This window comes from Curtobacterium sp. MMLR14_002, from assembly GCF_001864975.1.
Classification (GTDB): Bacteria; Actinomycetota; Actinomycetes; order Actinomycetales; family Microbacteriaceae; genus Curtobacterium; species Curtobacterium flaccumfaciens.
Map to the genome: position 1 here is coordinate 46,613 of NZ_MJGT01000105.1, position 26,953 is coordinate 73,565.

Annotated in this window: 26 protein-coding genes and 4 tRNA genes; 21 read left to right on the plus strand and 9 right to left on the minus strand. The window is 69.9% G+C overall.

Annotation, left to right across the window (positions count from 1 at the left end; all coding sequences use genetic code 11):
• Positions 1 to 2 precede the first annotated feature (2 nt).
• Entirely contained in the window at positions 3 to 1,118 is a 1,116-nt protein-coding gene (locus BIU91_RS16395; RefSeq protein ID WP_071406311.1) for a heparan-alpha-glucosaminide N-acetyltransferase domain-containing protein, read from the plus strand.
• A gap of 385 nt (positions 1,119 to 1,503) precedes the next feature.
• On the opposite strand, the gene cls is transcribed toward BIU91_RS16395, so the two are convergent.
• Positions 1,504 to 2,964 (minus strand): cardiolipin synthase, encoded by a 1,461-nt coding sequence (gene cls / locus BIU91_RS16400; RefSeq protein ID WP_071406312.1) that lies wholly within the window; start codon positions 2,962 to 2,964, stop codon positions 1,504 to 1,506.
• A 33-nt stretch (positions 2,965 to 2,997) separates the two neighbouring features.
• Positions 2,998 to 3,486: a YajQ family cyclic di-GMP-binding protein gene (locus BIU91_RS16405; protein WP_017888627.1), complete on the minus strand. Its 489-nt coding sequence runs from the start codon at positions 3,484 to 3,486 to the stop codon at positions 2,998 to 3,000.
• Between the two features lie 137 nt (positions 3,487 to 3,623).
• On the opposite strand from BIU91_RS16405, the gene BIU91_RS16410 reads away from it, so the two are divergent.
• The 5 genes from BIU91_RS16410 to BIU91_RS16430 all read left to right on the plus strand — a co-directional run bounded on the left by BIU91_RS16410 (position 3,624) and on the right by BIU91_RS16430 (position 6,174).
• Positions 3,624 to 3,708, plus strand: a tRNA-Tyr gene (locus tag BIU91_RS16410).
• A 58-nt stretch (positions 3,709 to 3,766) separates the two neighbouring features.
• Positions 3,767 to 4,597, plus strand: a complete 831-nt coding sequence (locus BIU91_RS16415) for an inositol monophosphatase family protein (protein ID WP_071406313.1) — start codon at positions 3,767 to 3,769, stop codon at positions 4,595 to 4,597.
• A gap of 148 nt (positions 4,598 to 4,745) precedes the next feature.
• The gene (locus BIU91_RS16420; RefSeq protein ID WP_084741382.1) at positions 4,746 to 5,903 is read left to right on the plus strand and encodes a M23 family metallopeptidase; all 1,158 of its coding nucleotides are present in this window, start codon (positions 4,746 to 4,748) and stop codon (positions 5,901 to 5,903) included.
• A gap of 93 nt (positions 5,904 to 5,996) precedes the next feature.
• A tRNA-Thr gene (locus BIU91_RS16425) sits at positions 5,997 to 6,068 on the plus strand.
• A 32-nt stretch (positions 6,069 to 6,100) separates the two neighbouring features.
• Positions 6,101 to 6,174, plus strand: a tRNA-Met gene (locus tag BIU91_RS16430).
• Between the two features lie 93 nt (positions 6,175 to 6,267).
• Here BIU91_RS16430 and BIU91_RS16435 read toward each other — a convergent pair.
• Together BIU91_RS16435 and BIU91_RS16440 are read right to left on the minus strand one after the other, a co-directional pair.
• A complete protein-coding gene (locus BIU91_RS16435) occupies positions 6,268 to 8,163 on the minus strand; it encodes an ABC transporter ATP-binding protein (RefSeq protein ID WP_071406315.1) in 1,896 nt (631 codons plus the stop codon).
• Positions 8,164 to 8,274: 111 nt separating this feature from the next.
• A complete protein-coding gene (locus BIU91_RS16440; protein ID WP_071406316.1) occupies positions 8,275 to 8,673 on the minus strand; it encodes a hypothetical protein in 399 nt (132 codons plus the stop codon).
• Positions 8,674 to 8,804: 131 nt separating this feature from the next.
• Here BIU91_RS16440 and BIU91_RS16445 point away from each other — a divergent pair, with 131 nt between their 5' ends.
• From BIU91_RS16445 to BIU91_RS16455, 3 genes are read left to right on the plus strand one after another with little or no spacing between them, the layout of a single operon-like run.
• A complete protein-coding gene (locus BIU91_RS16445; RefSeq protein ID WP_084741396.1) occupies positions 8,805 to 9,254 on the plus strand; it encodes a MaoC family dehydratase N-terminal domain-containing protein in 450 nt (149 codons plus the stop codon).
• Positions 9,251 to 9,676, plus strand: a complete 426-nt coding sequence (locus BIU91_RS16450; RefSeq protein WP_027466539.1) for a MaoC/PaaZ C-terminal domain-containing protein — start codon at positions 9,251 to 9,253, stop codon at positions 9,674 to 9,676. The genes BIU91_RS16445 and BIU91_RS16450 overlap by 4 nt, the downstream gene beginning before the upstream one ends.
• A gap of 2 nt (positions 9,677 to 9,678) precedes the next feature.
• Positions 9,679 to 10,707 carry a UDP-N-acetylmuramate dehydrogenase gene (locus BIU91_RS16455; RefSeq protein WP_084741383.1) on the plus strand — a complete coding sequence of 343 codons (1,029 nt, stop codon included), beginning with the start codon at positions 9,679 to 9,681 and terminating at the stop codon, positions 10,705 to 10,707.
• 100 nt (positions 10,708 to 10,807) lie between these two features.
• Here BIU91_RS16455 and BIU91_RS16460 read toward each other — a convergent pair whose 3' ends face one another.
• Positions 10,808 to 12,034 carry a pyridoxal phosphate-dependent aminotransferase gene (locus BIU91_RS16460; RefSeq protein ID WP_071406318.1) on the minus strand — a complete coding sequence of 409 codons (1,227 nt, stop codon included), beginning with the start codon at positions 12,032 to 12,034 and terminating at the stop codon, positions 10,808 to 10,810.
• Positions 12,035 to 12,185: 151 nt separating this feature from the next.
• On the opposite strand from BIU91_RS16460, the gene BIU91_RS16465 reads away from it, so the two are divergent.
• From BIU91_RS16465 to BIU91_RS16490, 6 genes are all read left to right on the plus strand, one after another.
• A tRNA-Trp gene (locus BIU91_RS16465) sits at positions 12,186 to 12,258 on the plus strand.
• A 20-nt stretch (positions 12,259 to 12,278) separates the two neighbouring features.
• Entirely contained in the window at positions 12,279 to 12,557 is a 279-nt protein-coding gene (gene secE, locus BIU91_RS16470; protein WP_027466364.1) for a preprotein translocase subunit SecE, read from the plus strand.
• Between the two features lie 134 nt (positions 12,558 to 12,691).
• A complete protein-coding gene (nusG, locus tag BIU91_RS16475) occupies positions 12,692 to 13,741 on the plus strand; it encodes a transcription termination/antitermination protein NusG (RefSeq protein ID WP_071406319.1) in 1,050 nt (349 codons plus the stop codon).
• Between the two features lie 158 nt (positions 13,742 to 13,899).
• The gene (gene rplK, locus BIU91_RS16480; RefSeq protein WP_017888638.1) at positions 13,900 to 14,331 is read left to right on the plus strand and encodes a 50S ribosomal protein L11; all 432 of its coding nucleotides are present in this window, start codon (positions 13,900 to 13,902) and stop codon (positions 14,329 to 14,331) included.
• A 90-nt stretch (positions 14,332 to 14,421) separates the two neighbouring features.
• The gene (gene rplA / locus BIU91_RS16485) at positions 14,422 to 15,111 is read left to right on the plus strand and encodes a 50S ribosomal protein L1 (RefSeq protein ID WP_017888639.1); all 690 of its coding nucleotides are present in this window, start codon (positions 14,422 to 14,424) and stop codon (positions 15,109 to 15,111) included.
• Positions 15,112 to 15,212: 101 nt separating this feature from the next.
• Positions 15,213 to 15,821 (plus strand): Pr6Pr family membrane protein, encoded by a 609-nt coding sequence (locus BIU91_RS16490; protein ID WP_071406320.1) that lies wholly within the window; start codon positions 15,213 to 15,215, stop codon positions 15,819 to 15,821.
• Positions 15,822 to 15,844: 23 nt separating this feature from the next.
• Here the strand turns inward: BIU91_RS16490 and BIU91_RS16495 are convergent, their stop codons facing one another.
• Both BIU91_RS16495 and BIU91_RS16500 read right to left on the minus strand, forming a co-directional pair.
• Positions 15,845 to 16,423 (minus strand): YqaJ viral recombinase family protein, encoded by a 579-nt coding sequence (locus BIU91_RS16495; protein ID WP_027466367.1) that lies wholly within the window; start codon positions 16,421 to 16,423, stop codon positions 15,845 to 15,847.
• 172 nt (positions 16,424 to 16,595) lie between these two features.
• Complete coding sequence (locus tag BIU91_RS16500) at positions 16,596 to 17,807, minus strand: ROK family protein (protein WP_027466368.1); 1,212 nt, start codon at positions 17,805 to 17,807, stop codon at positions 16,596 to 16,598.
• 144 nt (positions 17,808 to 17,951) lie between these two features.
• On the opposite strand from BIU91_RS16500, the gene BIU91_RS16505 reads away from it, so the two are divergent.
• The 6 genes from BIU91_RS16505 (at position 17,952) to BIU91_RS16530 (ending at position 24,424) form a co-directional block, all read left to right on the plus strand.
• A complete protein-coding gene (locus tag BIU91_RS16505; RefSeq protein WP_071406322.1) occupies positions 17,952 to 18,698 on the plus strand; it encodes a sugar phosphate isomerase/epimerase in 747 nt (248 codons plus the stop codon).
• Positions 18,695 to 19,846, plus strand: coding sequence for a Gfo/Idh/MocA family oxidoreductase (locus BIU91_RS16510; protein ID WP_071406323.1), 1,152 nt, complete (start codon positions 18,695 to 18,697; stop codon positions 19,844 to 19,846). The genes BIU91_RS16505 and BIU91_RS16510 overlap by 4 nt, the downstream gene beginning before the upstream one ends.
• Positions 19,847 to 19,960: 114 nt before the next feature.
• A complete protein-coding gene (locus tag BIU91_RS16515; RefSeq protein WP_071406324.1) occupies positions 19,961 to 21,262 on the plus strand; it encodes a sugar ABC transporter substrate-binding protein in 1,302 nt (433 codons plus the stop codon).
• A gap of 216 nt (positions 21,263 to 21,478) precedes the next feature.
• Positions 21,479 to 22,474: a sugar ABC transporter permease gene (locus tag BIU91_RS16520; protein ID WP_017888646.1), complete on the plus strand. Its 996-nt coding sequence runs from the start codon at positions 21,479 to 21,481 to the stop codon at positions 22,472 to 22,474.
• Positions 22,467 to 23,306 (plus strand): carbohydrate ABC transporter permease, encoded by an 840-nt coding sequence (locus BIU91_RS16525; RefSeq protein WP_071406325.1) that lies wholly within the window; start codon positions 22,467 to 22,469, stop codon positions 23,304 to 23,306. Before BIU91_RS16520 ends, BIU91_RS16525 begins: the two co-directional genes overlap by 8 nt.
• Before the next feature lie 170 nt (positions 23,307 to 23,476).
• Positions 23,477 to 24,424 carry a hypothetical protein gene (locus BIU91_RS16530; protein WP_071406326.1) on the plus strand — a complete coding sequence of 316 codons (948 nt, stop codon included), beginning with the start codon at positions 23,477 to 23,479 and terminating at the stop codon, positions 24,422 to 24,424.
• A gap of 134 nt (positions 24,425 to 24,558) precedes the next feature.
• Here the strand turns inward: BIU91_RS16530 and BIU91_RS16535 are convergent, their stop codons facing one another.
• Both BIU91_RS16535 and BIU91_RS16540 read right to left on the minus strand, forming a co-directional pair.
• On the minus strand, positions 24,559 to 25,236 hold the full coding sequence (locus tag BIU91_RS16535) for an ABC transporter ATP-binding protein (protein WP_071406345.1): 678 nt from the start codon (positions 25,234 to 25,236) through the stop codon (positions 24,559 to 24,561).
• A gap of 101 nt (positions 25,237 to 25,337) precedes the next feature.
• The gene (locus tag BIU91_RS16540; RefSeq protein WP_071406327.1) at positions 25,338 to 26,885 is read right to left on the minus strand and encodes an ABC transporter permease; all 1,548 of its coding nucleotides are present in this window, start codon (positions 26,883 to 26,885) and stop codon (positions 25,338 to 25,340) included.
• Between the last annotated feature and the right edge of the window lie 68 nt (positions 26,886 to 26,953).

The following is a 26,953-nucleotide window of genomic DNA, read 5'->3' on the forward strand; positions in this document are numbered from 1 at the left end:
CCATGACCGACACGCGCCCCGTCCCGTTCACAGCGGTGCGGGGCGCGTCCGCGTCGGGGATGCGGCTGCAGGGCGTCGACGTGGCCCGTGCGGTCGCGCTGCTCGGCATGATGGCCGCACACATCGGCGGCATCGCGGAGCAGCTCGACTGGACCGACCCGGCCACCTGGACCGCCGTCGCCCACGGGCGCCCGTCCACGCTGTTCGCGGTCCTCGCCGGCGTCTCGATCGGTCTGACGAGCGGCCGCACCGACCCGCCCGGCCCGCCCATCATCGGCCGCATCCGTACCCGGCTCGCGATCCGCGCCGTGGTGGTCGTCGTCATCGGGTTCGCCCTGATGGCGCTCGACACTCCCGTGTACGTGATCCTGCCGACCTACGGCGTGCTGTTCCTGCTCGTGGTCCCGGTGCTCCGCGTCCGACCGGCGGCGCTGCTCGGCATCGCCGCGCTCTGCGCGGTGCTGTCGCCGCTCGCCGCGTTGACGATCGCGCCGGCCTACGCGGACGCCGGCATGATCGGCGTCCAGCTCGGCCTGGTCTACCCCGTGGTCACCTTCCTGGCGTACGTCCTGGTGGGGCTCGCGGTCGCCCGGGTCGGCCTGGAGGACCGTGGCCGGCAGGTCCTGCTCCTGGCGTCCGGCGCACTGGTCGCCGCCACCGCCTACGTCGCCGGGTCGGTCCTCGCCCCGCTGCCCGACGACGCGGCCCTGGCGTTCCCCGGGGTCCCGTACGCGGGCGAGGCCTCGACCCCCGGCCAGGCCCTCGCGCAGCTGTTCCTGTCCCCGCGCGACCACTCATCGTCGGTCGTCGACGTGGTGGGCACGGCCGGGGTGGCGGTCGCGGTGATCGCCCTCTGCCTGCTCGTGTTCGACGGCCGCGGGCGCGTCGCCGAGCGGATCGCGTTCCCCCTGGCGGCCGTGGGGTCGATGCCGCTGACGGTGTACTCGGGGCACCTCGTGGTCATCGCGATGCTGCCGACCTACCCCGAATCGGCCGAGGCCTGGGGGTGGTTCGCCCTCGGCTCGGTGGTCTTCGCGATGCTGTGGCGGCGGTTCCTCGGCCGCGGCCCGCTCGAGCGGGTGGTCGGGGCCCTGGCGTCCCTCGTCCCGATGCGCTGAGCGCACCTGGCGGACCCGCACCGGCCACGGAACGCTCACCGCACGGTGCAGGGTTCTCCGTTCGCCGCGGGCTTGCTCGCCGGGTGCCCCGCTGTCGCGACGCACGGTTCGGCCAAGGTCGCACCGGGTGGGGGCCGACGCACCGTGCGCGGCGGAGGCGACCCGCGCCTCCCGTCCGCACCGTGCGTGGTTGGTTGTGCGACGCGTGGCGCACGGCATCCTGAACCGGCTCGGAACGCCCCGCACGGTGCAGGGTTGTCCGTTCGCCGCGGGCTTGCTCGCCGGGTGCCCCGCTGTCGCGACGCACGGTGCGGCCAAGGTCGCACCGGGTGGAGGACGACGCACGGTGCGACGGTGCGACGGTGCGACGGTGCGACAGCGACGGCTACTGCAGCGCCGCCGTGAGCCGCGCGACGTTGTCGAGCACCTTGGACCGGCGCGGACGGTCGACCCACGCGTCGAGCGTGAGCTCGAAGCTGTGCTCCTTGTAGGAGTCCTGCACCTCGCGCAGGGCGTCGACGAAGCGGTGACCGCGCACCATCACGGAGACCTCGAGGTTCAGGCTGAACGAGCGCATGTCCATGTTGCTCGACCCGATCACCGACACCTCGTCGTCGATGGTGAAGTGCTTGGCGTGCAGGATCGTCGGCGCGCGGTACAGCCAGATCCGCACGCCGGCCCGTAGGAGTTCCTCGTAGTAGGAGCGCTGCGCGTGCCAGGTCATCGCGTGGTCGCCCATCTCGCCGACGAACAGCTCGACGTCGACCCCGCGCTGCGCCGTCGTGGTGATGGCGTAGAGCATCGAGTCGTCCGGCACGAAGTACGGCGACGTGATCGAGACCTTCTGCTGCGCCGAGTAGAGCAGCGCGTTGAACAGGCGCAGGTTGTTCTCGCCGTCGAAGCCCGGGCCGGACGGCACCACCTGGCAGTCGAGCGCATCGCCGCGGTCGGCCCGCTGGACGGGGTCGCTCTCACGCAGCAGCAGCTCGTCGGTCTCGCTGTACCAGTCGGTGACGAACAGGGCGTTGAGCCCGGCGACGACCGGTCCCTCGAACCGGGCGAAAAGGTCCTTGTAGACCATGCCCTTCTCGATGTGGGACTTGATGTCGTACGACGCGTCGATCAGGTTCTGCGAGCCGGTGAACGCGACCGAGCCGTCGATCACCATGATCTTCCGGTGGTTGCGGAGGTCGGGGCGCTGGAACTTGCCCTGCAACGGCAGGAGGGGCAACATCAGGTGCCACTCGATGCCCGCCTGGTCCATGAACGCCAGGGTGTCCTTGTAGCCCGGGTAGCCGCGGCTCGCCCAGTGGTCGAGCAGGAACCGCACGGTGACGCCACGTGCCTGCGCCCGCGCGAGCGCCTCGAAGAACGGGCGTGTGGTGTCGTCGAGCGTCGCGATGTAGAACTCGACGTGCACGAACCGGCGGGACTGGTCGATCGCCCGGGTCATCTCGGCGATGGACTCCTCGGAGTCGGGGTAGAGCTCCGCGGAGTTGCCACCGACCAACGGCATCGCACCGAGTTCGCGGTTCAGCCGCGTGACGCTCTCGAGCCACGCGGGCCACGGGTGGTCACGGCGGACCCGCTCGATGCCCTCGGTCTGCTCGAGGATGTACGCGTTGATCTCGGTCTGCTTCTCGCGACGGGCGCGGGGGAGCTTCGTCGACCCGATGACCAGGAAGACGATGAAGCCGATGTAGGGGATGAGGAAGATCGCGAGCAGCCACGCCGTCGCGGTCTGCGGCTTCCGGTTGATCGGGACGTAGATGATCGAGAAGACGCGGATCGCCAGGTCCAGCAGGACGAGCAGGACGGTGATGACGACGCTGAGCCAGTGCTCCACGGGGTGTCGGGTGTCGTTCGCAGGGGCCGCGGGTCAGCGGAAGTTGATGAACTGCAACGGGACGTCGAACTCTTCACCCTTGAGGAGCTGGATCGTGTTCTGCAGGTCGTCACGGCTCTTCGACGAGACCCGGAGCTCGTCGCCCTGGATCTGGCTCTTCACCGTCTTCGGGGCGTTGGCCCGCAGGAACGCGCCGATCTTCTTCGCCACGTCCTGCTCGATGCCGTTCTTGAACTTCACCTCGATGCGGTACTCCTTGCCCGAGGGGTACGGGTCGCCGGCGTCGAGGCTCTTCAGGCTGATGTTCCGCTTGATCGCCTTGCTCTGCAGCACGTCGAGGACGGCCTTGGCGCGCTCTTCCGAGTTCGCCTTGATGAGGACGTCCTCGCCGCTGAACGCGACCGAGGCGTCGGCGCCCTTGAAGTCGTACCGCTGCTCGATCTCCTTGGCCGCCTGGTTGAGGGCGTTCTCCGCCTCCATCTTGTCGACCTTGCTGACCACGTCGAAGGAACTGTCTGCCATGCGGAACAGCCTAACGGCGGACGGGAGGCCCGGTTCCGGTCGCGCGGATCGGCTCGCGATGGTCACGACCACCGTCAGCCATCCGCTATGCTTTTGTGCGCGCCTTCGGTTGGTGATCACACCGGCTGGGTGCGCATGGCAAGTTACCCAAGCGGCCAAAGGGATCTGACTGTAAATCAGCCGGCGTAGCCTTCGGGGGTTCGAATCCCTCACTTGCCACCATCTGATCGGCCCCGTCCACTGCGGACGGGGCCGATGGTGTTTCCGGGAGGATGGGTGCATGGCATCCGACCTCACCCCGTCCCAGTTCGCCGACCTCGCCGAGTCGATCGCCCGTGACGCAGCGGCGCTGGCCGCACGGCGCCGCGCCGAGGGGGTCGAGGTCGCGGACCGGAAGTCGAGCATCGTCGACGTGGTCACGGCCGCCGACCGTGAGGTCGAGGCACTCATCCGCGCCCGCATCGCCGAGGCCCGACCGGACGACGCCTTCCACGGCGAGGAGTCCGGGTCGGCCTCCGGCGCCTCGGGCATCACGTGGGTGGTGGACCCGATCGACGGCACGGTCAACTACCTGTACGGCAGCGCCGAGTACGGCGTGAGCATCGGCGTCGTGCGCGGAGCACCCGACCCGATGATCTGGGAGCCGATCGCGGGCGTCGTCGTGGCGCCGGCGACGGGCACCGTCTTCCGCGCGGCGGTCGGACAAGGTGCGACCCGTGACGGAGAACCGTTGTCCGTCGCCACGCCCGGTTCGCTCGCCGAGACGCTCGTGGCCACCGGGTTCGGGTACACGGCCGACCGTCGCCGGGAGCAGGTCGCGGTGCTCGCCGGACTCATCGGCGAGGTGCGGGACATCCGCCGTGGGGGAGCGGCGTCGCTCGACTGCTGCGCCGTCGGGGCGGGCGTGGTCGACGCGTACTACGAGCGCGGGATCAACCCGTGGGACATGGCCGGTGGCGCCCTCGTCGCCCAGGAGGCCGGCGCGGCCATCCGCATCTGGGAGGCCGGGGGGACCCGCTCCTTCCTGTTCGCGAGCCCCGCCGTCGCCGACGAACTCGAGGCCCTGGTGCGTGGGCTCGAGGCCGGTGCGCTCGGAGCCGTGCGGGCCTGAGGACGCGCCGATCCCCAGGTCTGGGGGCGCCGGGAGGACATGACCACGACTGGCGACCTGCGACGTCTCCTGCTAGCGTGCTCAGGTCCCGTTACCTGCTCGTTACCAACGAGTGAGCCCTTCTCCGATCAGGATCGCCACCGCACGCATGCCCCGTACTCCTCTGTCGTCCGCTCCCACCGACGGTTCCGTCGACGCCGCCACCCCGGTCGTCCACCAAACCCGACGCGCTCGGATCGAGGCGGAACGAGCAGCGGCGAAGGGCTCGAGCGTGGTGCAGGAGGCGCAGGGCTCGGCGGGGCCGAGCTTCGACGACGTAATCGGTGCGGTCACGCCGGGAACCCCCGCGGCCCCCGTGTCGCCGATCGACCTCGCACCGGCGTCACCCGTGCGTCCGGCCTCCCGGATCGTGACGCCGCCGGCCCCCACTTCGCCCGTCGTGCCCGCGCAGCCTGCTGCTCCCGCTCCTTCGGTGTCGCAGCCGCGTCGGGTCGCTGGGCAGGTCCCCGCGTCGCGTCGTCGCACCAGCCGTCCGGCCACGAAGACCCCGGTCGACCGCGCGACCCGTCACATCCGTTCCAGCACCCCCGTCAGCGCACCGGCCCCGAAGCGTGGTGCGTCGTTCCGCCGGTCGGCCTCCCGTGTGACCGCGGTCGGTGCCCTGCTCTTCGCGGCCGGCCTGGTCGTCTCGACCTCGCTGCCGGCCCAGGCGCTCTGGGTGCCCGAGTCCGGCTCGACCGCGGCCCGTGCCAGCTCGGGTGCCACCCAGTCGATGCAGGTCGGTGCCGCTGCTGACGGGTCGACCGCTCGCGACCAGTTCACGGTCTCGGACGCCACGCAGTACGCGAACGTCGACTCCTCCAGCTTCACGAACGACCCGACCGGCACGATCCAGTGGCCGTTCCTGACCGGTGTCCCGATCACCTCGGGCTTCGGCGGACGCCAGGTCGCCGGGTGCTCGTTCTGCTCGACGAACCACATGGGCGTCGACTTCGCCCCGGGCGAGGGCACCCCGATCGGCGTCATCGCCGCCGGCACCGTCATCAAGGTGCAGGCGAACGACGGCGGATTCGGCAACGACGTCTGGGTCGAGCACGACGTCGACGGCAAGCAGTTCGTCAGCGTCTACGGCCACATGGAGGACAACTCCTTCAAGGTGGTCACCGGCCAGCACGTCGAGGTCGGCGACATCCTCGGTCTCGTCGGCAGCACGGGCAACTCCACGGGCCCGCACCTGCACCTCGAGGTGCACGTCGACGGGGTCCCGGTGGACCCGCTGGCGTGGCTCAAGACCAACGCGAACTAGCGGCCCCCGACGCGGCACGCCCGGGCGTCTCGTCCGGTTCCGGAGCAGCGTCGGAGGTCTGCTATCCTCGTGTGGTGCCGCTCGCGGTACATCGCCCCGATAGCTCAGTGGTAGAGCACCTCCATGGTAAGGAGGGGGTCGTCAGTTCAATCCTGACTCGGGGCTCCGACCCGGTGCGCGTGCCGCTCCGGATCTCTGGCGGGGTAGCTCAGTTGGTTAGAGCACACGACTCATAATCGTGGGGTCGCGGGTTCAAGTCCCGCCCTCGCTACACGCAAGGCCCTCTCGTCCAGGATCCCCTGGGTCAGGGGGCCTTCTCTGTTGCCGGCCCCACTTCGATTGCCGGGGCCGACCCGCCGCGCGTTCAGTCCGCCGCCTGCACGTCGGACGCGACGTTCTCCTGCGCGGCGAACTGGGTGCGGTGCAGCTCCTCGTACCGGCCACCTGCGGCCAGCAGTTCGTCGTGCGTGCCGCGCTCCACGATCGAGCCGTCCTCGACCACGAGGATCACGTCCGCGCTGCGGATCGTGGAGAGCCGGTGCGCGATCACCATCGCCGTCCGCCCCTCGAGCGCCTCGCCGAGCGCTGCCTGCACCGCTGCCTCGGACGTCGAGTCGAGTGCCGCCGTCGCCTCGTCGAGGATGACGACGCGCGGCTGGGCGAGCAGGAGCCGGGCGATCGTCATCCGCTGGCGCTCGCCCCCGGAGAGCCGGTAGCCGCGTTCGCCCACCATGGTGTCCAGCTGGTCGGGGAGGGACCGGATGAGCGGCTCGAGCCGTGCGCGGCGGACCGCGTCCCACACCTCGTCGTCGGACGCTTCGGGCCGGGCGAACCGCAGGTTGGAGCGGATGGTCTCGTGGAACAGGTGGCCGTCCTGCGTCACCATGCCGAGGGTGTGCCGCATCGAGGCGAAGGTGACGTCGCGGACGTCCGTCCCGGCCAGACGCACGGCGCCGCTGTCGACGTCGTACAGGCGCGAGAGCAGCTGCGCGACCGTGGACTTGCCGGCTCCGGACGAGCCGACCAGGGCGACGGTCTGCCCCGGTTCGATCCGGAACGACAGACCGTGCAGCACCTCCTCGCCGCCGCGGGTGTCGAGCGTCGCGACCTCCTCGAGCGAGGCGAGCGACACCTTGTCGGCGGACGGGTACGCGAACCGGACGTCGTCGAACTCGACAGAGACGGGGCCGTCAGCGATGGTGACCGCGTCGGGCTGCTCCTGGATAAGCGGTTCGAGGTCGAGCACCTCGAAGACGCGCTCGAAGCTGACCACGGCGCTCATGATCTCGACCCGGGCGTTCGCCAGGCTCGTCAGCGGGGCGTAGAGCCGGGTGAGCAGGAGCGCCAGGGTGACGACCTCGCCGGTGTCCAGCCGGCCGGCGAGCGCGAGGAAGCCGCCGAGCCCGTAGACGAGCGCCAGGGCGAGCGCGGAGACGAGCATCAGCGCGGTGAAGAAGACGAACTGCAGCATCGCGGTCCGGACCCCGATGTCGCGGACCCGGGCAGCGCGGACACGGAACTCCTCGGCCTCTTCGTCGGGTCGGCCGAACAGCTTGACGAGGGTGGCGCCGGGTGCCGAGAAGCGCTCGGTCATCTGGGTGCTCATCGCGGAGTTGTGGTCGGCGGCCTCACGACGCAGGGCGGCGAGGCGGCTCCCCATCCGGCGCGCGGGGACCAGGAACACCGGGAGCATGACGACGGCGAGCACCGTCACGAGCCACGAGGTGCTGAGCATGACGATCAGGGTGAGGACCAGCGCCACCAGGTTCGTGACCACGCCGGACAGCGTGCCGCTGAAGGCCTGCTGGGCGCCGATCACGTCGTTGTTGAGGCGGCTCACGAGCGCACCGGTCCGGGTGCGGGTGAAGAACGCGATGGGCATCTTCTGCACGTGGTCGAAGACGGCCGTCCGGAGGTCCAGGATCACGCCCTCGCCGATCCGCGCCGAGTACCACCGCGTCGTCAGCGACACGGCGGCGTCGGCCACGGCCACCAGGGCGATGACCACGGCCAGCCGGACGATCGTCGCGACCTCACCGCGGGCGACGATGACGTCGACCACCTGCCCGGCGAGGACCGGTGTCGCGACCGCAAGGAAGGCGCCGACGACGGACAGGCCGATGAAGACCAGCAGCTTCGCCCGGTACGGCACCGCGAACGTCAGGATCCGCCGGACCGACGCGCGGGAGAACCCGTGCTTGCCGCCCTGCGCGGACGAGATCTTGTACAGCGAGCTCCAGGCTGCGCTCTCCATGCTCATGGCGGTTCCTTTCCGGGGCCCCGGGCCCAACCTAGATGGCTGGCCGGGTCCCCGGTGACCGCTCCCGTGGCGGTGCGCCGCGCGGCCACCCGCCGGAGGCCGTCCGGCCGCCTACTGCGTGCGGTGAGAGCCGGTGTCCGTCCGCGTCGCGAGCACCCCGGCCGCACGGAACGCGTCCTCGACCGCGGCGGTGACCTGCTGCCAGGCGGCCCGTCGCCGGTTCGCTCCGATGCTGCCGCCCGACACGGCCGTGCCGTGCCCGGCCCGGCGCAGGGTGATCGTGGTGGTGGCACCGTCCACGACGGTCGACAGCTCGTACCGGCGGTACTCCCGGGCCGGCTGCACGAGCGCGCCGAGCAGGATCGTGAGCGTCCGGCTGCCCGCCGTCGCGGTCATCGTGCCACCCGTCGACTCGACGTGGTGGCCCGTGCGGCGCAGCGCGGCGGCCGCGACCTCCATGGCGGTGCACCGGTCTCCCGTGTGCACGGCGAACTCCGTCGTGGTGTCCATCGGCCCTCCCCGTCCCGAACGAACCCGTGCCGCACGGCACGCCCCGATTCCCCCGAATCGGTCTCAGACAGTCTAGCTGAAGCGTTCTCATCGATCACCGGCCTCCGGACGGGCCTCGGTAGACTGCCGTGGTGTCAGTGAACCCCGAGCTCGTCGGCAGGACGTTCCCGCCGGCCCAGCCCTACCTGGTCGGCCGCGAGAAGGTGCGCGAGTTCTCGCGTGCGGTCTTCGCGACCAACCCCGTCCACCACGACCCGGACGCCGCACGTGCCGCCGGGTACGACGACGTGGTCGCACCCCCGACGTTCGCCGTCGTCGTGCAGGAGGCCACGCTCGCGCAGCTCCTGAACGAGCCCGACGCCGGCATCGACTTCTCACGCGTCGTCCACGGCGAGCAGTCCTTCACCTACGACCGGCCGATCGTCGCCGGTGACGAGCTCACCGCGACCCTGACCGTCACCAGCGTGAAGACCCTCGGCGGCAACGCGATGGTCACCGCCCAGAGCACCATGAACGACGCCGAGGGGGAGCACGTCGTCACGGCGACCTCCACCCTCGTGGTACGAGGAGACGACGCATGACCGCCGCACCCGCCACCGCGCTCGAGGTCGGCACCGTCGTCGCCGAGCGCGACGTGCACATCACGCGCGACTCGCTCGTCCGGTACGCCGGCGCCTCGGGCGACTTCAACCCGATCCACTACCGCGACGACGTCGCCGCCTCGGTCGGCCTGCCCGGTGTGCTCGCCCACGGCATGCTCACGATGGGCATCGCCGTGCAGCCGGTCGCCGAGTGGCTCGGTGACAGCGGCTGGGTCGCGGGCTACGGCGTCCGCTTCACGCGCCCCGTCGTCGTCGACCCGGAGCAGGGTGCCACCGTCGGCATCGTCGCGAAGGTCGGCACCGTCGACGAGGACGGCCGGCCGAAGCGCATCGACCTCACCGTGACCGCCGCCGGGCAGACCGTGCTCGGCAAGGCGCAGGTCACGGTGGTGTTCCGCTGACCGTGTCCGAGCCGGTGCTGGCCGACCTGACGACGCTCCGCGTCGGCGGGGCCGCCACCCGGCTGCTCACGGCCGAGACGACCGACGAACTCGTCGCCCACGCACTCGACGCCTTCGACGACCACGAGTGGCTCGTCCTCGGCGGCGGCAGCAACCTGCTGGTCGCCGACCAGGGCTTCGACGGCACCGTCGTGCTGGTCCGGACGACGGGCGTCGACGCCGACCGCGACGCCGACGGCGTCACCGTCCGCGTCGCCGCGGGGGAACCGTGGGACCCGTTCGTCGCCACGACCGTCGCGAACGGCTGGACCGGCCTGGAGGCCCTCAGCGGCATCCCGGGCACCGTCGGTGCGTCCCCGGTGCAGAACATCGGCGCCTACGGGGTCGAACTCGCCGACGTGCTCACCCGCGTCGAGTTCCTCGATGCAGCCACGGGGGAGCGCGCGTGGCTCCCGGCAGCCGAGCTGGCGCTCGGCTACCGCACGTCGACCCTCAAGCACGGTCGGCGCGGTGTCGTGCTGACGGTCGAGTTCCGACTCGGGCTCGCGGGGGAGCGCGGTGTGCCCGTGCAGTACGCGCAGCTCGCCGGTTCCCTGGGGGTCGAGCTCGGTGCGCTCGTGCCGCCCACGACCGTCCGCGACGAGGTCCTGCGGTTGCGTGGCTCGAAGGGCATGGTGCTCGACGGGGACGACCACGACACCTGGAGCGCCGGGTCGTTCTTCACGAACCCCATCGTCTCGCCGGCGTTCGCCGAGACTCTGCCGGCGGACGCGCCCCGCTGGTCCGCGGGCGACGACGTCAAGCTCAGTGCGGCGTGGCTCATCGAGCACGCCGGCGTGCACCGCGGGTACGCGGTGCCGGGCTCCCGCGCGGCGATCTCGTCCAAGCACACCCTCGCGCTCACGAACCGCGGCGGTGCCACGGCGGCGCAGGTGGCCGAGCTCGCACGGTTCGTGCAGGTGACCGTCCTGAACCGCTTCGGTGTCTCGCTCGTCCCGGAACCCGTCGTGGTGGGGGACCTGCTCGGCTGATCGTCCGCGCGACGGGACGGACGAGCACGACGCACCACGGGCCTCCCGGTGTACAGAACGGGCCACCTCGACGAGGTGGCCCGTTCTGTACTCCCGAGGTCTACGCGAAGAACTTCGCCAGCCGGGCGACGCCCTCGGCGATGTCGTCGTCGCCCAGGGCGTACGACAGGCGCAGGTAGCCGGAGGGGCCGAAGGCCTCACCCGGCACGACCGCGACCTCGGCGTGCTCGAGGATCAGGTCTGCCAGCTCGAGCGTGGTCGTCGGGGTGGTGCCGGCCCACTCGCGACCGAGCAGTGCGGTGACGTCCGGGTAGACGTAGAAGGCGCCCTGCGGGGTCGGCGTGCGGAATCCCGGGATCGCGTTGAGGCCGTCGACGATGGCCTTCCGTCGGCGGTCGAAAGCCTCGCGCATGGCGGCGACGGGCTCCTGCGGACCGGTGAGGGCGGCGATCGCGGCGCGCTGCGACACGTTCGAGACGTTCGACGACAGGTGCGACTGCAGGTTCGACGCGGCCTTGACGGCGTCGGCCGGGCCGATGAACCACCCGACGCGCCAGCCGGTCATCGCGTAGGTCTTCGCGACGCCGTTCACCAGGATCGTGGTGTCGGCGAGGGCGGGGACCTCCGCCAGGATGCCGGCGAACCGGACCCCGTCGTAGACCAGGTCCTGGTAGATCTCGTCGCTGATCACCCAGATGCCGTGCTCGAGCGCCCACTCGCCGATCGCCCGGGTCTGCTCGGCGGAGTACACGGCGCCCGTGGGGTTCGACGGCGAGCAGAACAGCAGCGCCTTGGTCGCCGGGGTGCGGGCGGCCTCGAGCTGCTCGACCGTCACCAGGTAGTCCTGGTCGCTGCCGGCGAAGACCTCGACGGGCTCGCCGCCGGCCAGCCGGATGGCCTCGGGGTAGGTGGTCCAGTACGGCGCGGGCAGCAGGACCTCGTCACCGGCGTCGACGATGGTCTGGAACGCCTGGTAGACCGCCTGCTTGCCACCGTTCGTGACGATGACCTGCGACGGCTCGACGGTGACGCCGGACACCCGGGCGGTCTTGTCGGCGATGGCCTGCTTGAGTTCGGGCAGGCCGGTCGCGGGCGTGTAGCGGTGGTTCTTCGGGTCCTGCGCGGCAGCGACGGCCGCGTCGACCACGTGCTGCGGGGTCGCGAAGTCGGGCTCGCCGGCGGCGAACGAGATCACCGGACGGCCGGCGGCCTTGAGTGCCTTGGCCTTCGCGTCGACCTTGAGCGTCGCGGACTCGGCGATGGCCGCGATGCGGGACGCGATGCGCGGACGATCGGCCGGGGCGGTGGCGAGGGTGTCGACGGACACGTGGGCGGTGGACTCGGGGCCTGGGGCTGCGGTGCTCACGGGGCCCAGCCTACCGGCGCGGCACGCCGTGGAAGGGGCCAAGTGGACACCGTGTGACGGACTCCCGTAGACTCGTCCACCGGAACGCGGATCGGTGACGAACCGTGTCCGAAGGGCGGTGGCTCAATTGGTAGAGCAGCGGTCTCCAAAACCGCAGGTTGCAGGTTCGAGTCCTGTCCGCCCTGCAACTCTGAAAGGGTAGAAGTTGGCGAGCAAAGACATGGAGACGACGGCGGACGACGTCGTCGCCAAGGCGAAGCAGGACCGGGCCGAGCGCCGCGGGCCCATCGCTGCCATCGTGCTCTTCATCCGCCAGGTGATCGGCGAACTGCGCAAGGTCGTGACGCCGACCCGCAAGGAACTCTTCAGCTACACGGGCGTCGTGCTCGTGTTCGTCGTCGTCATGATGATCCTGGTGTCGATCCTCGACTTCGTGTTCGGTCTCGGCGTCGGGTACGTCTTCGGCAACGGGCCCACGGCCTGACCCCGACGTCGACTGCCGTGTGCGGTCGTTCCGAGGAGTACGGTCGCCCGAGACGGCGTCGATCGTGACGGCGTCGCTCGTGACCATGAACGAACGCCACCCCGACCCGAACCACCGAACGGAAAGAATCGACTGTGTCTGACAACTCCCGCGATGACATCGACCTCGCGACGGCTGCCGAGCAGTCCTCCGAGGTCGAGGAGAACCAGGAAGGCGACGTCGAGACCGGCGAAGGACGCTCCGTCGAGTCCGCTGAAGAGCGTGCGATCTCGATCGAGGGCGACGACGACGAGTCCCTCGGCCTCAGCTCCGAGCCCGACGACGGCACCGTCGACGCCGGCCTCGACGAAGCACTGACGGCCCTGCAGGAAGCCCGCGACCCCGAGGCCGACGCCGTCGTGGACGACGCCCTCGAGATCGACTCCACCGACGAGGCCGAGGCCGCCGTCGAGGCCGTCGAGGACGAGGAAGAAGTCGAACTCGAGTCCGAGACCGCCGCCGAGGCGAACGAGACGCTCGCCGCCGACGAGGCACTCGACGCCGAGGACGAGGACGACGAGCCCGCCGAGGTCGACCCGTACGAGGCCTTCAAGGCCGAGCTGCGGATGAAGCCGGGCAAGTGGTACGTCATCCACTCCTACGCGGGCTTCGAGCGCCGCGTGAAGTCGAACATCGAGAACCGCATGGTCTCGATGTCGATGGAGGACTACATCTACCAGGTCGAGGTCCCGATGGAGGACGTCGTCGAGATCAAGAACGGGCAGCGCAAGCTGGTCACCCGCGTCCGGATCCCCTCGTACGTGCTCGTCCGCATGGACCTCAACGAGGACTCGTGGTCCGTCGTCCGGCACACCCCGGGCGTCACCGGCTTCGTCGGCAACGCACACAACCCGACGCCGCTCCGTTTCGACGAGGCGTTCGGCATGCTCAAGTCCCTCGTGCAGGTCGCCGAGGCTGCCCCGACCAAGGGTGGCGCGAAGGGCAGCGGCCTGCAGGCACAGCCCGCGGCCGAGGTCGACTTCGAGATCGGCGAGACGATCACCATCAAGGAAGGCTCGTTCGCGGGCCTGCCGGGTTCGATCTCGGAGATCAAGCCGGAGAGCGGCAAGCTCACCGTCCTCGTCTCGCTGTTCGAGCGCGAGACCCCGGTCGAGCTCAGCTTCGACCAGGTCACCAAGCTCTAGCGACCACCCAGCTGTAGCGATCACCGAGATCGACTACACTGAACGGGTTTGGGCCCGCGCGCCTCGTGCGAGCGGGCCTTCACCGCTGTCCGGAACGGCCGGACCAGCGGGAGAGTGCACGGATCCCCGTGTGTTCGATTCCAGGAGGAAGACAAGTCATGGCACCGAAGAAGAAGGTCACGGGCCTGATCAAGCTGCAGATCAACGCGGGAGCCGCCAACCCGGCCCCCCCGATCGGTCCGGCGCTCGGTCAGCACGGCGTCAACATCATGGAGTTCTGCAAGGCGTACAACGCGGCGACCGAGTCGCAGCGTGGCAACGTCGTGCCGGTCGAGATCACCGTCTACGAGGACCGTTCGTTCACGTTCGTCCTGAAGACCCCGCCGGCCGCTGAGCTCATCAAGAAGGCTGCTGGTGTGCAGAAGGGGTCCTCGACCCCGCACACGGTCAAGGTCGCGAAGATCTCGATGGACCAGGTCCGTCAGATCGCCGAGACCAAGCAGGCCGACCTGAACGCCAACGACATCGAGCAGGCCGCGAAGATCATCGCCGGCACCGCACGCTCGATGGGCATCACGGTCGAGGCCTAAGCACCGATCGGGCTCCGGCCCACCACCAGACACCTTTCCGTGGGAGAGCCTCGCCGGCTCGCCAACCACGTATCTCGCAAGGAGACCACCATGGCGAAGAAGTCCAAGGCCTACCAGGCCGCGGCCGCGAAGATCGAGGCCGACAAGTTCTACACCCCGACCGAGGCCGTCGCCCTGGCCAAGGAGACCGGTTCCTCGAAGACCGACTCCACGGTCGAGGTCGCGCTGAAGCTCGGCGTGGACCCCCGCAAGGCCGACCAGATGGTCCGCGGCACGGTCATCCTGCCGCACGGCACGGGCAAGACCGCCCGCGTCATCGTCTTCGCGACGGGTGCGGCTGCTGAGGCCGCCATCGCCGCCGGCGCCGACGAGGTCGGTGGCGACGAGCTCATCGCGAAGGTCGCCGAGGGGTACACCTCGTTCGACTCCGCCGTCTCGACCCCGGAGCTCATGGGCAAGGTCGGTCGTCTCGGTAAGGTGCTCGGCCCGCGTGGCCTCATGCCGAACCCGAAGACCGGCACCGTGACCCCGAACGTGGCGCAGGCCGTCAACGACATCAAGGGCGGCAAGATCGAGTTCCGCGTCGACAAGCACGCCAACGTGCACTTCGTCGTCGGCAAGGCCTCGTTCACGCCGGAGCAGCTCGACGAGAACATCTCGACCGCGCTCGAGGAGATCAACCGCCTCAAGCCGTCGTCCTCGAAGGGCCGTTACGTCATGAAGGGCGCCGTCTCGACGACCTTCGGCCCCGGCATCCCGCTGGACGTCAACAGCATCTGAGTCCACTGACTCACGGGTCTTCCGACCCATGGAAGGGCCCGCACCGGCAACGGTGCGGGTCCTTCCTGCACGTCGTCGCCGTGTCCCGATAACGTGGTGCCGTGCGCACCCTCGTGAACTCGCTCCGACTGATCGCCGTCATCGCCATCGTCGTCGCGGTCGTGGCGCAGTGGCTCGAGAGCTCGCAGACCCCGACCTACTCGTTCTGGAACTTCTTCGGCTACTTCACCATCCAGTCGAATCTGATCATCGCCGTGGCCCTCGCGGTGACGCTCGTCGCCGCGGCCCGTCGCAAGCGGGCGGACCTCGCCGTCTCGGTGCTCCGTGGCGCCGCGACGGTGTACATCGCAACGACCGGCATCGTCTACAACACGCTGCTCACGGGCGCGAACGTGTCGGCCTCGGTGCCGTGGTCGAACGACATCGTGCACAAGATCATCCCGGTGTACGCGGTGCTCGACTGGCTGCTGTTCTCGGACCGCGCACGGCTGCTGCTCCGCCACGTGTGGTGGTTCCTGCTCTACCCGGCGGTCTGGACCACCGTGGTGCTCGTCCGCGGCGCGACCGACGGGTGGGTACCGTACCCGTTCCTCGATCCGGCGCAGGGCTACGGCGTCGTCGCGATCTACGTGGTCGGGATCGCGGTCTCGATCACCCTGCTCGGCATCCTCGTCGTGGGGATGAGCCGGCTGCGGCTGGTGAAGGTCTAGCCGGCGACGGTCCAGCAGACGCTCTAGGAGCGGAAGCCGCGGAGCTTGTCGAGCACCAGGTCGGCGAGCTGAACGAGCCCGCGGATCTGGTCGTCGTCGCGGTCGACCCAGCGGCACTCGGGTTCGTCGGCGACCGGCACGAACCCGTCGTGGCGTTCCCAGACGAACAGGGTGCGGTCGGCACCGAGCACGTACTGCTGCCACCAGATCTGCCGGAGGTAGTGCCGGGGGATGCTCCGCCAGGCCTTGCCGGTGGTCTTGATCTCGGCGAGCACCACGCGGGACGACTCGTCGACCCCGACGCCGTCCGGGGTGGCGAGGTGGGCGCGGTTCGCAGCGGCGTGGAAGAGGTGTGCCGAGGGCTGGATGCCGTGGGTGGCGGCCACCCAGGCGGCGATGACCGGTTCGCGGTCCTTGCCGTGCTCGGTGAACGCGTTGCCGGAGAACCGGGAGCCGTAGCGCTTCTCGGTGACGACGGCCTCGACGGCGCGCAGTGAGGCCAGCCGAGCGACGTCGGTGGCGGTGATGCCCATGGCGCGGGCGCGGAGCCAGGCGACGCGGTCCGAGGAGTGCGCGACGATGCGCTCGGTGTGGCCACGCAGGGCGGTGAACGCGTCACGCGCAGCCGGGACCGGCGTACCGGGGGCGGGATGCGCCTCCAGACCGGGGTCCAGGTCGCCCCACAGGGTGGGCTGCACGATCGTCACCCGACGATTGTCCCCCCGACCACCGGCAAGACCGAAACCGACGCGCTCACGCGACCGCGGGTGTGCGTCAGGAGACGAGCTCGCGGCCCTCGGCGAAGGCGACCAGCTCGTCGACCCCGGCGGGGGAGAGGGCGTAGCCGATGGCGAGGGCCGCGGCGCCCTGCAGCGCGGCGAGGGACCCGGCGCGGGACTGCACGATGACGAGGTGCTCACTGGCCAGGGGCATCGAGCGGGAGTAGACGACCTCGCGGACGCCGGCGAGCAGGTGCTCACCGGCCTGCGTGATCGATCCGCCGAGTGCGATGACGGACGGGTTGATGAGCGAGATGCAGGTCGCCAGGACCTCGCCGATGTCCCGACCGGCCTGTCGCACGGCGTAGATCGCGTCGAGGTCGGACCGGTTCACCAGGTCGATCACGTCCGCACCCGTGTGCGCGTCGTGCCCCTTCGCGCGGAGGGCGCGGGCGATCGCCGGACCGGAGGCCACGGCCTCCAGGCAGCCGGTGTTGCCGCAGTGGCAGGGGACGTCGCCGGCGCGGGAGACCCGCACGTGGCCGATGTCACCCGCGGTGCCCTGGGCGCCGCGCTGCAGCCGGCCCTCGGAGACGATGCCGGACCCGATGCCGGTGGCGACCTTCACGAACAGCAGGTGGTCGACGTCCGGCCAGCCGTGCTCGCGCTCACCGAGGGCCGCGATGTTGACGTCGTTGTCGAGCAGCACGTGGGCGGCGATGTGCTGACGGAGCCACGAGGGCACGTCGAAGCCGTCCCAACCGGGCATGATCGGCGGGTTGGCCGGGCGGCCGGTGGAGAACTCGACCGGTCCGGGGACGCCGATGCCGATCGCGATGACGTCCTGTCGGCTGCGCCCGACCTCGGCGAGCAGGTCGTCGATCGTCTCGACGAGCCAGGACAGCGTCGGCACCGGACCGGCGGCGATGTCGATCCGGGCCTCGCGGGTGGCGAGTGGTGCCGCGACCAGGTCGGTGACGGCGACGCGACCGTGCGAGGCACCGAGGTCGGCGGCGATCACGAGCCGGGCGCGGGGCTTCAGCGCCACCTGGGCGGGCGGACGGCCGCCGGTGGAGACGGCGGTGTCCACCGCGCCGACCAGCCCGATGTCGATCAGGGAGTCGAGGCGCACGCCGATGGTGGAGCGTGCGAGTCCTGTCAGTGCGGCGAGCTCGGCCCTGGTGCGCGGCACGCCGTCGCGGAGGATCTGGAAGAGCTCGCTCGTCCCGACCGGAGGCGACGCTGCCGTCCGGTTCAAGTCGACCATGTGGGGAGTGAAGCACACATCGTTCGCGCCACGCAATGAAGTCCGTCGACATTCCTCGGACTTCTGCTTGACCGCCGACAAAAGTGCTCGTAGTGTGACGATCGGTCAGTGACGACCGCACCATCTCGACGAGGAGAACCCCTGGTGACCCAACCGCTCTCGGTCCAGCTCTACACGGTCCGCGATGCCCTCAGTGCCGATCTGCCCGGCACCCTGCAGCGCATCGCCGACATCGGCTACACGAACGTCGAGGCCTTCGGCTTCGTCGACAACGCCGACGAACTCGCCGCCGCCCTCCGCGACGCCGGCCTCGCCGCCCCGAGCGGCCACGCCCGTCTGCTGGACGCCGGCGAGCAGGACCTCGAGCGCATCTTCCACGCCTCCACCACCCTCGGCTTCGGGACCCTCATCGACCCGCACATCGACGAGTCCCGCTGGACCACCCGCGAGGACGTCGAGGCGATCGCCCGCGAACTCAGCGCCCTCGCCCCGCGCGCCGCCGACCACGGTCTGGTGCTCGGCTACCACAACCACGCGTTCGAGTTCTCGAACCGCATCGACGGCGTCAGCGCCTACGAGGTCTTCGCCGACGCCCTGTCCGACGACGTCGTGCTCGAGCTCGACACCTACTGGGTGCAGGTCGGCGGGGACGACCCGGTCGCGGTCATCGGCAAGTACGGCGACAAGGTCCAGTTCCTGCACGTCAAGGACGGCGACGGCTCGCACGACGACAAGCAGCAGGTTGCCGTCGGCAACGGCATCATGCCGATCCGCGACATCATCGCCGCGGCGCCCGACGCACTGCACGTCGTCGAGCTCGACGACCACGAGGGTGACGTCTTCCAGGCCGTCGCCGACTCCTACACGTTCCTCGAGGGGGCCCGCGCATGACCGACACCACGACCGCCGCTGCGACGGCGACCGACAGCACCACCCGCACCGGCCCGGTCGGCGTCGGTGTCATCGGCGCCGGGGTCATCTCGGACCAGTACCTGTCGAACCTCACCGTCTTCCCCGACGTGACCGTCCGCTTCATCGCCGACATCGACCTGCCGCGCGCCGCCGCCCAGGCCGAGAAGTGGGGCGTCCCCGGATCGGGCACCGTCGAGGAGCTCCTGGCCGACGACGACATCGAGATCGTCGTGAACCTGACGATCCCGGCCGCCCACGTCGAGGTCGCGCTGCAGGCCCTGGCCGCCGGCAAGCACGTCTGGGGCGAGAAGCCCTACGCCCTCGACCGTGCCAGCGCCGCGGAGCTCCGCGACGCCGCGGCCGCCGCGGGCAAGACCGTCAGCGTCGCCCCGGACACGTTCCTCGGCGCCGGCCTGCAGACCGCGCTCCGCACCATCCGCGACGGCCGCATCGGGACGCCCCTGAACGGCCTGACGCTCTTCCAGAGCCCCGGGCCCGAGTCGTGGCACCCGAGCCCCGAGTTCCTCTTCGCGTACGGTGCCGGTCCGCTGTTCGACATCGGCCCGTACTACATCACCACCCTCGTCCAGACGTTCGGACCGGTGAAGAAGGTCACGGCCACCGCGTCGAAGTCCCGCGCCACCCGCACCATCGGCTCCGGGCCGAAAGCCGGCACCGAGTTCCCGGTGGACGTCCCGACGAACCACTCCGCGCTGATCGAGTTCGAGAACGGCGGGAGCGCGCAGAGCGTCTTCTCGTTCGAGTCCGACCGCGGCCGCACGGGCTTCGTGGAGATCGCGGGGGAGACCGGCACCGTCGTGTTCCCGGACCCGAACAACTTCGACGGCGACACCGAGCTGTACGCCCTCGGTTCCGAGGAGCCCGAGACGATCCCCGCGGTCGGCTCCACCTACTCGCGCGGCACCGGCGTGGTCGACCTGGCCCGCTCGCTGCGGGCCGGCGACGAGAACCGCGTCCCCGGTGCGCTCGCCTTCCACGTCCTCGACGTGATGGTCTCCATCGCCGAGGCGGCAGAACGTGGCGAGGCGGTGCTCGTCGAGAGCACCGTGTCGCCCTCCCCGACCCTCCCCGAGGGCTGGGACCCCGCGGAACGCACCCTGGCCTGACCGCCAGGGCGCTGCCCGCAACCCACAGCAGCACCCGACCAGCACCATCCGCAGCACCAGCTCCACCTCTGCACCATCCCCTGCACCATCTCAACGACGAGAAAGTAGAGAGTCATGCGCACTGCCATCCGCGCACTGGCCATCACCGCGGCCGCCGCACTCACCGTGTCCGGCCTCGCAGCCTGCTCCTCCGGATCGTCCGGCGACTCCGGCGACTCCAAGACGCTCACCTACTGGGCGTCCAACCAGGGCACGTCCCTGCAGAACGACAAGGAGGTGCTGACCCCCGTCCTCAAGAAGTTCACCAAGGAGACCGGGATCAAGGTCGACCTCCAGGTCATCGGCTGGAACGACCTGCAGAACAAGATCCAGACCGCCGTCACCTCGGGCCAGGGCCCGGACGTCGTCAACATCGGCAACACCTGGGCGACCTCGCTCCAGGCCACCGGCGCCTTCCAGGAGTTCGGTGACGCCGAGATGAAGGCGATCGGCGGTGAGGACAAGTTCGGCAAGGTCGCCCTGTCCACCGGTGGCGCGCCCGACAAGACGGTCACGAGCGTCCCGCTCTACGGCCTCGCCTACGGCCTGTACTACAACAAGAAGATGCTGTCGGACGCCGGCATCACCCCGCCCACCACGTGGGAGGAGATGGTCTCCGACGCCGAGAAGCTGACCAAGGGTGACACCTACGGCTTCAGCCTCGCAGGTGGTTCCTACACCGAGAACTCGCACTTCGCGTTCATCAACTCGGCGCAGAACGGTGGCGAGTGGTTCGACAAGGACGGCAAGCCGACCTTCACCTCGAAGGCCAACGTCGACGGCATCAAGCGCTACCTCGACCTCATGCAGGACTCGAAGGTCGCCAACCTGTCGAACGCGCAGTACGACAACGCGACGCAGTCGACCACGGACTTCGCGAAGAAGAAGGCCGCGTTCATCCTCAACCAGAACAACGCGAACGCGACCATCGAGTCCCTCGGCATGAAGTCGTCCGAGTACGGCGTCGTGGCGCTGCCCGCCCCGAGCGGTGGCGAGCAGATCGCCTCGTTCCCGGCTGGCATCAACCTGTCGGTCTTCAAGAACACGAAGAACAAGGACGGCGCGCTCAAGTTCGTCAAGTACATGACGAGCATGGACACGCAGACGACGCTGGACAAGCCGTACTCGGCTCTGCCGGTGCTCGCCGAGGCTGCTGACTCCGTCACGGACGAGCAGACGAAGACGTTCCTCGACATCTACAACAACAAGGCGAAGCCGCTCCCGCTGGTGCCCGCCGAGGACCAGTTCGAGTCCACGGTCGGCAAGGCGATGAACGACATGTTCGCCAAGATCGCGACCGGTTCCAAGGTCTCCGAGGCCGACATCAAGTCGGCGCTGCAGACCGCCCAGGACCAGGTGTCCCAGGCCGCCGGTTGATCCACCCTGGAGGCCCGGGTCGCGTCCGACGGACGCGCCCGGGCCTCCGACCCTGACGTTCCAGGGCCGACCACCCGTCGGCCGTGAGGCACACGCCCCGGAGCCGACCACGCGTCGGCCGTGCGGCTGACGCCCCACGCACCCCGCGCCTCCCGGCCGCTGCCACGGCCGCGCGGACCGCACCTGCACGCCCCTCCTGCCGAAAGGCCCCACCAGATGTCCACGACGGTCCTGCCCGACTCGGAGCGCATCGACCTGACGCACACGAAGGCCCCGACGATGTCGGGCCGTCCGCCAGGTCGCAAGCGCAAGACCCACTGGCTGCCCTACGCGCTCGTCGCGCCGGCCATCCTGTTCGAGCTGCTCATCCACATCGTCCCGATGCTCACCGGCATCTGGATCTCGTTCATCCAGCTCACCAAGTACTTCATCGCGAACTGGGGTGCCGCGCCCTTCGCCGGGTTCCGGAACTACCAGGTCGTCGTCGACTTCGACCAGGCGATCGGCCGCGGGGTCCTCAACTCGTTCCTCATCACGTGCGCCTTCACGGTCCTCGTGGTCGGGCTGTCCTGGACCTTCGGCATGGCCGCAGCCGTCGCGCTGCAGAAGCCGTTCGCCGGACGCGGACTCTTCCGCACCCTGTTCCTCGTGCCCTACGCGCTGCCGATGTACGCCGGCGTCATCACCTGGAAGTTCATGTTCCAGCGTGACTCGGGGGCCCTGAACCACCTGCTCGTCGACCAACTCGGGCTGTTCGGCGGCAACGCCCCGTTCTGGCTCATCGGCAACAACGCGTTCGTGGCCGTCGTCGTCGTGGCGATCTGGAAGACCTGGCCGTTCGCGTTCCTGATGCTCATGGCCGGCCTGCAGTCGGTGCCGAACGACGTGTACGAGGCCGCCTCGGTCGACGGTGCCAAGCCGTTCCGCCAGTGGCGCTCGATCACGCTGCCGATGGTCCGCCCCGTCAACGTGACGCTCGTGCTGGTGATGTTCCTGTGGACGTTCAACGACTTCAACACGCCGTTCGTGCTGTTCGGCTCGACCGCGCAGCCACCCGCCGCGGACCTGCTGAGCTTCCACATCTACAACGCGTCGTTCATCACCTGGAACTTCGGTTCCGGTGCCGCGATGAGCGTCCTGCTCCTGCTCTTCCTGCTCGTCGTCACCGGCATCTACCTCGCCGTGACCAACCGGAGGTCCGTCCGTGCGTGAGACAACTGGCGCCAAGTCCTTCAAGATCATCACCCTGGTCGTCCTGACGCTGTTCACGGTCGTGCCGCTCTACGTGATGATCACCACGGCCATCAAGCCCCTCGGCGACGTGCAGGACAACTTCACGTGGATCCCGTCGCGGATCACCTTCCAGCCGTTCATCGACATGTGGTCGACGGTGCCGCTCGGTCGGTACTTCATCAACTCGCTCGTGGTCTGCACGGTGGCGACGGTGTTCTCGCTGATCATCGCGACGTTCGCCGCCTACGGTGTCTCGCGCTGGAACTTCAAGGGCAAGAGCACCTTCACCACCGCGGTGCTCTCCACGCAGATGTTCCCCGGCGTGCTGTTCCTGCTGCCGCTGTTCCTGATCTTCACGAACCTCGGCAACTCCCTCGGCATCCAGCTCGTCGGGTCGTGGCTCGGCCTGATCATCACGTACCTGACGTTCACGCTCCCGTTCTCGATCTGGATGCTGGCCGGGTACTTCGAGACCATCCCGCGCGAACTCGACGAGGCCGCGATGGTCGACGGTTCGGGCCCGATGGGTGCGCTGTTCCGGGTCATCCTGCCGTCGGCCCGTCCCGGTCTGGTGGCGGTCGGGATCTACTCGTTCATGACGGCCTGGGGTGAGGTCCTCTTCGCCTCGGTCATGACGAACGGCCTCGGTTCGACCCTGGCGGTCGGTCTGCAGCAGTACTCGACGCAGACGAACGTGTACTGGAACCAGGTCATGGCGGCGTCGCTCGTCGTGTCGATCCCGGTCGTGGCCGCGTTCCTCGTGGTCCAGCGCCAGTTCGTCGCCGGCCTGACCGCGGGTGCCGTGAAGTAGGCGGAGCCTTTCCACACGGCCTCCTTCCGCCGTGCCCCTTCCGCAAGACACCGGTGTTCGCGCTCGACGCCCCCGCATCACGGGGTGTGCAGCGCGAACACCGGTGTTTTGCCGTTCCCCACCCGACGACCCACCGACCCCGACCACCCGACGACCGACAGGATGGAACCATGAGCGACGAGACCCGCGGGCGGCAGCTGCTGCCCGGACAGACCAGCCGCGTGCACGTGTACGACGTCGAGTCCCGCACCTCGCGGCTCGTGTTCGAGTCGGCCACGGTGCTCGTCGAGGCGCCGAACGTCCTGGACGCCGAGACCCTGGTGCTCAACGGCGACGGCGACCTGTGGCTGCTGCGACTGCCGTCGGCCGACAGCGGCACCGTGCTGGACGAGACCGCGCTCGTGCCGGTGCCGATGGACGGCGTCGACGAGATCAACAACGACCACGTGCTCGACCCGTCCGGCAGCTCCATCGTGGTGAGCGCCCGCGACGGCGAGCTCTACCGCGTCCCGCTGCCCGAGGGCGGCCCCGCGACCCGGATCACCGACGTCGCAGCGGCCCTGCCCACCAAGCGCAAGTTCTACCTGCACGGCATCGCCCCCGACGGGAGCGCCCTCGCGGCGATCGTGGGGGAGCTGTCCGAGGACGGCGTCTGGACGACCGACGTCGCGATGGTCGACCCGGAGACCGGCGAGCCGACGTTCGTCACCCGGGACGAGCACCCCGACGACGGCTGCACCATCAGTCCGGCCGGCGGGATCCTGCTCTGGAACACGGAGCGGTTCACCCCCGGTACCGCGCAACTTGCCGTGCGCTGGCCCGGGCACGACAGCCCCGTCCGCCTGACGAACGACGACCGGGTGAACTGGTTCCCGCACCTGTCCCCGGACGCTGCACACCTGCTCTACCTGTCGTACGAGCCCGGCGTGCAGGGTCACCCGGCCGACCACCGCGTCGAGCTGCGCCTGCTGCCGGGGTCGCTCGTCCGCGGCGCCCGGATCGCGGTCCAGCCGGAGACCCTGGTGGCCCTCGACGGCGGCCAGGGGACGGTCAACGTGCCGCCGTGGGCCCCGGACTCGACGTGGTTCGCGTACTGCGACTACCCCGTGGCGGGGTAGCGGGAACGTCACCGGTCGCGGGGCCCGGCGGCGTCTTCACGCGCTGAGCGACAGCCCACGCGCTCCTGGAGGCGTGGACTGTCGCTCAGCGCGAAACGCGATCGGACGCCGCGCGCCTGCGCCCGCCCGCCCCGCTAGACCTCGCGCACCTGCCCCTGCTTGATGTGCAGGCGCCGCTCGGCACGCTTCGCGACCCACGAGTCGTGCGTGACGATGACGACGGTCAGTCCGCGCTCCCGCCACTGCTTCTCGATGAGCGCCATGATCTCGTCGCGGGTCGACTCGTCGAGCGCACCCGTCGGCTCGTCGGCGAGCAGCACGCTCGGGTTCTTCACCAGCGCCCGGGCGATCGCCACGCGCTGCTGCTGTCCGCCGGACAGCTCGGCCGGCAGGTGCTCCATCCGCTCACCCAGTCCGACCTCGCGGAGCGCGGCGACCGCACGCTCGCGGACCTCGCTCCGCGACCGGTTCGCGAGCGACCCCGCGAACGCCGTCTCGACGTTCTCGAGCGCCGTCAGCGTCGGGATCAGGTTGAAGCTCTGGAACACGAAGCCGATCTCGGTCGCCCGCAGGTCGGTCAGCGCGCCGTCGCCGAGCTTCGCCACGTCGCGGTCGCCACCGAGGTGGATCGACCCGGCACTCGGCCGGTCGAGCGCTCCGAGCATCTGCAGCAGCGTCGACTTGCCGCCGCCGGTCGGCCCCTGCACGGCCACGAGCTGCCCCTGCGGGATCGTCAGGTGGACGTTCGTCAGGGCGGTGACGGTCCGGTTCTTCTGCTGGTAGGTCTTGCTGACGTTCGTCAGCCGGTACATCGGGCTGGAGGCACGGCTCGCCTCCGCCTCGCCGGTCGCGGTGTCGGTGCTGGTCACGGTTGCTCCTGTCGTCGGTTCGGTCGTGTCGGTGCGGCCGGGCATCAGGCCACGCTCCGGAGCGCCTCGGCCGGACGGAGCCGGCTCGCACGCCAGCCGCCGAGCGCGCCGGCGATGAGGCCGCCGAGGATCGCGAGGCCGATCGCCAGCAGGATGATCTCGACGGTCACCGGGGCGTGCAGGACCACGTCGGTCGTCGACGCGGTGCTCGCGCCGCCGCCGAAGCCTCCTGCCGGTGCACCGCCCGTCGTGCCGCTGCCCGCGGCCGCGGTCGCTGCGCCGCCGGGCATGCCACCACCGCCACCGGCACCCCCGCCGGTCGTGCTCGAGGCGCTCGCCGAGATCGTCGGGCTGATGACGTTCACGACGAGGATGCCGATCAGGCCGGCCGCGGCGCCGAGCACGCCGCCGATCAGGCCCTGTACCAGGGACTCACCGGCCACCTGTCGGGTGATGCGGCCGTTCGACCAGCCGATCGCCTTGAGGGTCCCGAACTCGCGGGTGCGGCGGGTCACGCCGGAGATCGTGAAGAGGATCGCGATGAGGAACGCCGCGGCGAGCACCACGATCGACAGCCACTTGCCGAGGTTCGAGACCAGGCTCGACGCGGTGCTGAGCGACCCGGACACGCTCGAGGCCAGGTCGGCCTCGGTGGAGACGGTGGCACTCGTCAGCTTCGCCTGCAGTGCGGACTTGATGGTGCTGACGTCGGACGAGGACTCGGCGGAGACGTAGATCGAGGTGACCTTGCCGTCGAGGTCGGCCAGCGCCTGCGCGGTGTCGAGCGGGATGTAGGTGTTCGAGCCCGTGGTCGAGGCCGAGCCGGTGGAGCTGACGATGCCGATGACGGTGAAGTCGGTGCCGCCGATGTCGACGGTGTCACCGACCGCCTTCGACTCGCTCTTCGCGTACGACGCATCGAGCACGACGACGTCCTTGCCCGCGTCCTTCGCGGCGAAGGTGCGCCCCTTCGTGAGCTCGGTGCTCGTGAGCGGACCGACCGTCGCGCCGGACACCGGGATGCCGGTCACCGTGAACGAGTCGACGCTGAACGACCCACCGCCGAACCCGCCGCCACCGCCGGTGTCCCCGCTCGGCGGGCCCTGCTGGGTGGTGCTGTCGCTGCTGGAGTCGCTGCTGCTGTCCGTGCTGCTGTCGTCGGTCGACTGCTGCTGGACCTGGCCGGAGAACGTGCTGTTCTCGAGGGTCAGCACACCGGTCGCGGCCTTGACGCCGTCGGTGCTCGTGATCGTGGACAGGTTCGCGGCGTTCAGGGTGCTCGTGCCGCGCGCGACGGCGAGCCGCGACTGCGACAGGTCGGTCGAACCGCTGTCGTCGTCGCTGTCGCCCTGGCTGCCGAAGTCGAAGCTCGGACGCCCGCCGTTCGTCGACGCCGTCGCGGTCTTGGTGACGGTGATGTCGGTGCCGACGCCGTAGACGGACTGCAGGACGCTCGACTGCGCTGCCTGCACGCCACCCGAGATCGACGACACGATCACCACGAGGGCGATGGCCAGGGCCATCCCGATCGCGATGATGACCGTCTGCTTCTTGCGGTTCGTGAGTTCGCGCCTGAGGTAGGTCAGGAACATGGTTCTCCTCGGTGGTGGCCGGCTGGGGTCACCGGCCGCGCAGAGCACGCGGCGGGGCCGACGGAGGA

Coding starts and splice junctions, on each gene's coding strand:
- BIU91_RS16395 (WP_071406311.1), top strand. CDS start 3: ATGACCGACACGCGCCCCGTCCCGTTCACAGCGGTGCGGGGCGCGTCC.
- BIU91_RS16530 (WP_071406326.1), top strand. CDS start 23,477: ATGAGCGACGAGACCCGCGGGCGGCAGCTGCTGCCCGGACAGACCAGC.
- BIU91_RS16520 (WP_017888646.1), top strand. CDS start 21,479: ATGTCCACGACGGTCCTGCCCGACTCGGAGCGCATCGACCTGACGCAC.
- BIU91_RS16540 (WP_071406327.1), bottom strand. CDS start 26,885: ATGTTCCTGACCTACCTCAGGCGCGAACTCACGAACCGCAAGAAGCAG.
- BIU91_RS16450 (WP_027466539.1), top strand. CDS start 9,251: ATGACCGCCGCACCCGCCACCGCGCTCGAGGTCGGCACCGTCGTCGCC.
- BIU91_RS16510 (WP_071406323.1), top strand. CDS start 18,695: ATGACCGACACCACGACCGCCGCTGCGACGGCGACCGACAGCACCACC.
- BIU91_RS16500 (WP_027466368.1), bottom strand. CDS start 17,807: ATGGTCGACTTGAACCGGACGGCAGCGTCGCCTCCGGTCGGGACGAGC.
- BIU91_RS16435 (WP_071406315.1), bottom strand. CDS start 8,163: ATGAGCATGGAGAGCGCAGCCTGGAGCTCGCTGTACAAGATCTCGTCC.
- BIU91_RS16415 (WP_071406313.1), top strand. CDS start 3,767: ATGGCATCCGACCTCACCCCGTCCCAGTTCGCCGACCTCGCCGAGTCG.
- BIU91_RS16405 (WP_017888627.1), bottom strand. CDS start 3,486: ATGGCAGACAGTTCCTTCGACGTGGTCAGCAAGGTCGACAAGATGGAG.
- BIU91_RS16440 (WP_071406316.1), bottom strand. CDS start 8,673: ATGGACACCACGACGGAGTTCGCCGTGCACACGGGAGACCGGTGCACC.
- BIU91_RS16535 (WP_071406345.1), bottom strand. CDS start 25,236: ATGTACCGGCTGACGAACGTCAGCAAGACCTACCAGCAGAAGAACCGG.
- rplA (WP_017888639.1), top strand. CDS start 14,422: ATGGCGAAGAAGTCCAAGGCCTACCAGGCCGCGGCCGCGAAGATCGAG.
- rplK (WP_017888638.1), top strand. CDS start 13,900: ATGGCACCGAAGAAGAAGGTCACGGGCCTGATCAAGCTGCAGATCAAC.
- BIU91_RS16515 (WP_071406324.1), top strand. CDS start 19,961: ATGCGCACTGCCATCCGCGCACTGGCCATCACCGCGGCCGCCGCACTC.
- BIU91_RS16420 (WP_084741382.1), top strand. CDS start 4,746: ATGCCCCGTACTCCTCTGTCGTCCGCTCCCACCGACGGTTCCGTCGAC.